The organism is Streptomyces sp. NPDC102462 (genome assembly GCF_044765425.1).
In the GTDB taxonomy this organism is placed as follows: domain Bacteria; phylum Actinomycetota; class Actinomycetes; order Streptomycetales; family Streptomycetaceae; genus Streptomyces.
Window position 1 is genome coordinate 1 of the sequence record NZ_JBIWKB010000130.1, and the last position, 4,673, is coordinate 4,673.

The 4,673-nt window shown below is 66.1% G+C and carries 6 protein-coding genes and 1 pseudogene; 4 read left to right on the forward strand and 3 right to left on the reverse strand.

Features of this window, described 5'->3' with window-relative positions; genetic code table 11:
• Positions 1–1,051, forward strand: a 1,051-nt coding sequence (locus ACIRFL_RS43445) for an RHS repeat-associated core domain-containing protein (protein ID WP_404041201.1), incomplete at its 5' end; no start/stop codon positions are given.
• A gap of 77 nt (positions 1,052–1,128) precedes the next feature.
• On the opposite strand, the gene ACIRFL_RS43450 is transcribed toward ACIRFL_RS43445, so the two are convergent.
• The 3 genes from ACIRFL_RS43450 to ACIRFL_RS43460 form a co-directional block, all read right to left on the reverse strand.
• A complete protein-coding gene (locus ACIRFL_RS43450; RefSeq protein ID WP_404041204.1) occupies positions 1,129–1,482 on the reverse strand; it encodes a VOC family protein in 354 nt (117 codons plus the stop codon).
• A 90-nt stretch (positions 1,483–1,572) separates the two neighbouring features.
• On the reverse strand, positions 1,573–2,073 hold the full coding sequence (locus tag ACIRFL_RS43455) for a flavin reductase family protein (protein ID WP_404041207.1): 501 nt from the start codon (positions 2,071–2,073) through the stop codon (positions 1,573–1,575).
• Positions 2,066–2,260, reverse strand: coding sequence for a hypothetical protein (locus tag ACIRFL_RS43460; protein WP_404041209.1), 195 nt, complete (start codon positions 2,258–2,260; stop codon positions 2,066–2,068). The genes ACIRFL_RS43455 and ACIRFL_RS43460 overlap by 8 nt, the downstream gene beginning before the upstream one ends.
• Before the next feature lie 574 nt (positions 2,261–2,834).
• On the opposite strand from ACIRFL_RS43460, the gene ACIRFL_RS43465 reads away from it, so the two are divergent.
• From ACIRFL_RS43465 to ACIRFL_RS43475, 3 genes and pseudogenes are all read left to right on the forward strand, one after another.
• The gene (locus ACIRFL_RS43465) at positions 2,835–3,437 is read left to right on the forward strand and encodes a TetR/AcrR family transcriptional regulator (RefSeq protein WP_404041212.1); all 603 of its coding nucleotides are present in this window, start codon (positions 2,835–2,837) and stop codon (positions 3,435–3,437) included.
• A gap of 235 nt (positions 3,438–3,672) precedes the next feature.
• Positions 3,673–3,865, forward strand: a pseudogene (locus tag ACIRFL_RS43470) (transposase); the annotation flags it as partial.
• 365 nt (positions 3,866–4,230) lie between these two features.
• A complete protein-coding gene (locus tag ACIRFL_RS43475; protein WP_404041215.1) occupies positions 4,231–4,644 on the forward strand; it encodes an LLM class flavin-dependent oxidoreductase in 414 nt (137 codons plus the stop codon).
• Positions 4,645–4,673: the final 29 nt, after the last annotated feature.

Consider the following 4,673-nt stretch of genomic DNA (forward strand, 5'->3'; position numbering starts at 1 on the left):
AGGCAGACTCGCGGACCTCACCGAGGGAAGCAAGCAGACCACCTACCTCTACGGCGCCGACGGCAACCTCCTCATCCGCCGGGCGGCCGGTGACGCAGACAGCGTCCTCTACCTCGGCAACACCGAGGTCCGCCTGACCGTCAAGGGCACCACCAAGACCCTCACCGGCACCCGCTACTACACCCTCGGCGGCCGGACCGTCGCCGTCCGCACGGCAACGGCCGGCACCACCGGCACCAAACTGTCCTTCCTGGCCACCGACCCCCACGGCACCGCCGGCATCACTCTGGACGCCACCACCTGGGCCATCAACAAGCGCTACACCACCCCCTTCGGCGCCGACCGCGGCACACCCCTGTTCGGCCCCTGGCCCGACGACAAGGGCTTCCTCGGCAAACCAGAAGACACCACCACCGGCCTCACCCACATCGGCGCCCGCGCATACGACCCCACCACCGCCCAGTTCCTCAGCGTCGACCCCATCCTCGACACAACCGACCCACAAAGCCTCAACGGCTACACCTACGCCGACAACAACCCCACCACCCACAGCGACCCCACAGGTCTCTATTGCGACGGCTGCAGCGCGATCAACCCCGGAACCGTCTGGACATCGGAAAACGGTCCCGGCTGCACCAGCGAGGCCTGCTATGACACCGACGGGGACAAGCTCTACGACACTGGCGGGACGGCAAGTAGCAAATCAAGTGGTGGCAGTTCAAGCACCGGAGGCGACTCGGACTGGCGCACCGGACCATCGACGAAAGCGAGGCCGCCGGCTGATCCCCGGCCCGCTCCTGCGGCCCTCGGTCCACACCATCCGGCACTGCCTGGCCGCCACCCACCTCAACCCCCGCCACCCTGTGGAGACCGTCCTGACCTGCGAGTTATGGCGCCGACTCCACCAGACCCGCGCCATGGTCAGTCACTTCCGACGCCGCGGAGACCCGCTCCCGGACCACCTCCGCCCCTGGGCCCACCACCGGCCGATCCCACCCATCACCGATCCTCAAGATCTCCGGCTGTAGTACAGGAATGTCATCGGGTATGAGTTCCTCGGCCGGAGATGCGCCCTGATGTCTCAGTCTGGGGGCATGCCGGAGGCCAGAGACCCGCTGCCGGACTCACCTACTGCGGTCCGTAGATCACCACGGTGTTGCCCCATGGGTCCCTGGCTACGGCCCGAACCTCATGCGGACCGCGCTCGATCTCCCGGACTACGGACCCGCCACCCTGCACGAGGAGTGCGAGCACCAAGGCCACGTCGGGGACCTTGAACGACGCCGCGGGCGCACCGCCGGTGACGTCCTCGGCCGGGCCGGCCAGGGCCAACGTGGTGCTGCCGGCGTCGAGGGCGGCGTAGCGGTCACTGTCGACGAACATCGTGGCCAGGCCGAAGATGTCGGTGTAGAAGCGCACAGCGGCGTCGACGTCTGCCACCGGGTGCAGCACGTTCCCGATCTTCACGCGGTCGGAGTTCACGGGATCACTCACCGTACGGTCGCAGCACGGCTCGAGCGGAGGGTCGCACCACAGCGCTGCGATCCACCACGACTGTCGATCCGATGTGGTTCATGCAACGCTCTCCCCGAGGTGGAGGAAGTCGCCTCGATACCACGTCACCGGCTTGCCGCCGCCTATCCGGGCGTCGTGCACTCGGCCGATGAGGATTACGTGGTCTCCTCCGGGCACTGCTTCCTCCAGCTCGCAGCGGATGACCGCGGCGCCGTCGGGCAGTATCGGATGACCATTTTCGTCAGGTTCGAAGCTCCCGTGTGCGAACTTGTTCTCGCCCTTCGTGGCGAACTTCATCGCCAACTTCGCATGTCCGGGCGTCACGATGTTCACCACGAACTGCTCAGCCGCGACGAAGGCCGGGAAGCAGTCCGCCCCTTGGTCCAGACAAACGAGAATGAGTGGCGGGTCAAGTGACAAGGCCGCGAAGGAGCTCGCGGTGAATCCGTACGGCGTGCCGTCAGCGCCTCGGGTCGTCACGATCGTCACGCCTGAAGGGAACTGAGCCAGCGCCGAGCGGAAGGCGGCCGCATCCAGTCCCTGGACTTGATCAGCCATTCCACACCTCGCGGGCAGTGTGTGCGGCGACCGAAGTCGCACCCAGGGCGACGTGCTGCTCGGAACCGCCGAAGCCGTCGAAGCCCACCCGCTCCGCCAGCGGCACCTCCTCGATCAGCTCCCGATAGCGGTGCTCATGCGTGAGCCCGACCGGGGTGTCCCCCTCAGTCATGAGGATGAAGTCCATGACGACCCTTCTAGCAGATGTTAATCATCGATAACATTGAAGATAGCTCACTCCAGGTCAAAAGGCCACCGGCGGGCCGATCGCGTTAGGCCCCGATAACAACGAAAGGGCCGACCGGGAAGGAGTAACCACACGTGAGCGAGTCGCGGGCGCCCGGGCTTGTCGAGATCTCGGATTCCTAGGGAGCGGCATGCGTGTGCGGTCCTGCCGCTATGCGCCACGGAGCGGCACGCTGCCGCCAAGCCGCGGTGCCTGGAACCCCTAGCCGATCGGTATGACTCGCTGTCGCCCTGCATCAGAAGGCGCGCACTCGACCGCCGGTGCGGACTGGTTGCGCCGGACGCTTTCACTGCAGGCCGAGGCCCGGGGCCACCTATGCCGCTTGCCGATCTCGGCGCGCCGACTTCTGACGCGGCTACTTACCGACGGCGTCAAGGCTGTCGCGTCCGACGGAGTACTCGGCAACCCGGACGGCATCTCCTCTGAGCTGGGCTTTGCCTGTCTGAACGCCGTCGCCGACCTGCTCACGACGCACGCAACGATCCGTTATCGACGATTCACGTAAGCTTCGTACATGACTAGCTCACCTTCTCCTCGTACCGCATCTCCGCGCGCGACACGTCGGCAGGTGCTGATCAAGGTCGCCGGCGAGCTGTTCAACGAGCGTGCCTTCGACGCGGTCACCACGGAGATGATCGGCTCCCGCGCCGGCGTGACCGGCCCCGCCCTCTACCGGCACTTCCCCAGCAAGCAGGCGTTGCTCATCGCCGTGCTCGAGGATCCGTTGAACGAGCTGCTGACGAACGCACGCAAGACGGCAGCCGAGATCTCGGATCCACGCCAGGCACTCGAAGCGATGATCGACTACCACGTCAGACGCACCCTCGACAACGTGCCGTCCACGCTGGTGTTCCTGAAGAACGAACACAACGTCCCCGACGACGAACGCCATCGCATGCGACGCATGATGCGCCTCTACGCCGAGGAGTGGAGCGGCCTGGTCGCCCGGCTGAGGCCCGACCTGTCAGACGCCCAGACCCGCGTCCTGACCCACGCCGTCTTCTCGATGATCAACGCTGTCCCACAGTTCAACAGCGGACTCGACCCCGAGACCGTGGCAAACACCATCCGCACCGCCGCCATCAACGCACTACTCATCCCAGCAGACACCGTCTGACACGGAGAATGCGCAGTACACCCACCTGTGCGCTGCCCAGAGGGCACGCAGTTCTTGCCAGTCAGCTGCTTGGCGCCCGGGTGTAGTCGCCTCGACGGGTGGCGTGCTTGGTATCGGCGCCGCCATGGCGACCGCATCACAGGTGTGGTCGCCATGGCGCGCAGGCTTGTGACGATAGGGCCCTGGGGTGGGGCCGAGGCGCTCAGAGGTCCTCACAGAAGTGGCCGACCATGTGCTGTTGGCTTGTCTGCTCGTTGGTCTGGCCGTGGGGAAGCGCCAGTCGTGGCCGTGGACCGTGTCGGATGAACTGTGGGCGTTGATCGAGCCGTGCTGCCAAGCCGGGACCGAAGCTGGTCGAAGGACGGCCGAGGGCGCCGGACCGGCAGGCGTTGTGCGGGATCCTGTTCGTGCTGCACACCGGCATCCAGTGAGAGTACCTGCCCCAGGAGCTGGGCTCCGGTTCGGGCATGACCTGCTGACGGCGGCCGGGCCGCGTGCGCGTGGTCGAGTAGCCGTGGGTGTGCACGCCCTGATGTCGTCAACGAGTAGGCACGTGGTTCACCGTCCGCAGTCGTGATGAAGCCCTCAGCGGCGCAGCCGTCTTCCACTGGACCGGCTGGCAAGATCGCACTCTCGTCGACGTCGGTACGACCCCGGCGTGGTCGGCGATGCATGCTCAGCCCGACCGTCATTGTTACCGGCACCTAACGGTGCTTGGGCTTGAGCGGGACCTTGACCAGGGCTGGACTACGCCCTACGTTATCGGCGAATAACATTCGACGGAAGGGTCGTCATGGACTTCATCCTCATGACTGAGGGCGACACCCCGGTCGGGCTCACGCATGAGCACCGCTATCGGGAGCTGATCGAGGAGGTGCTCCTGGCGGAGCGGGTGGGCTTCGACGGCTTCGGCAGTTCCGAGCAGCACGTCGCCCTGGGCACGGCCTCGGTCTCGGCTCCGGAGGTGCTCTACCCCTACCTGATGGCCCTCACGAGCCGCATCCGCTTCATCCACCTCGTGACGCTGCTACCGACCCGGATCAACCACCCCCTGCGCGTTGCAGAACGCGTCGCCACCGAGGACATCCTGTCCAACGGCCGCGTCGAACTGGGCACCGGCCGCGGCAACACCACACTCGCGCGGGCCTTGTCCCCGAGGAGTGGACACCTGTTCGTGTCGTTATGCGGCAAGTGTCAGGGTAGCTGACTGCTGTTCGTAGGCGATCGGCGCCTGCT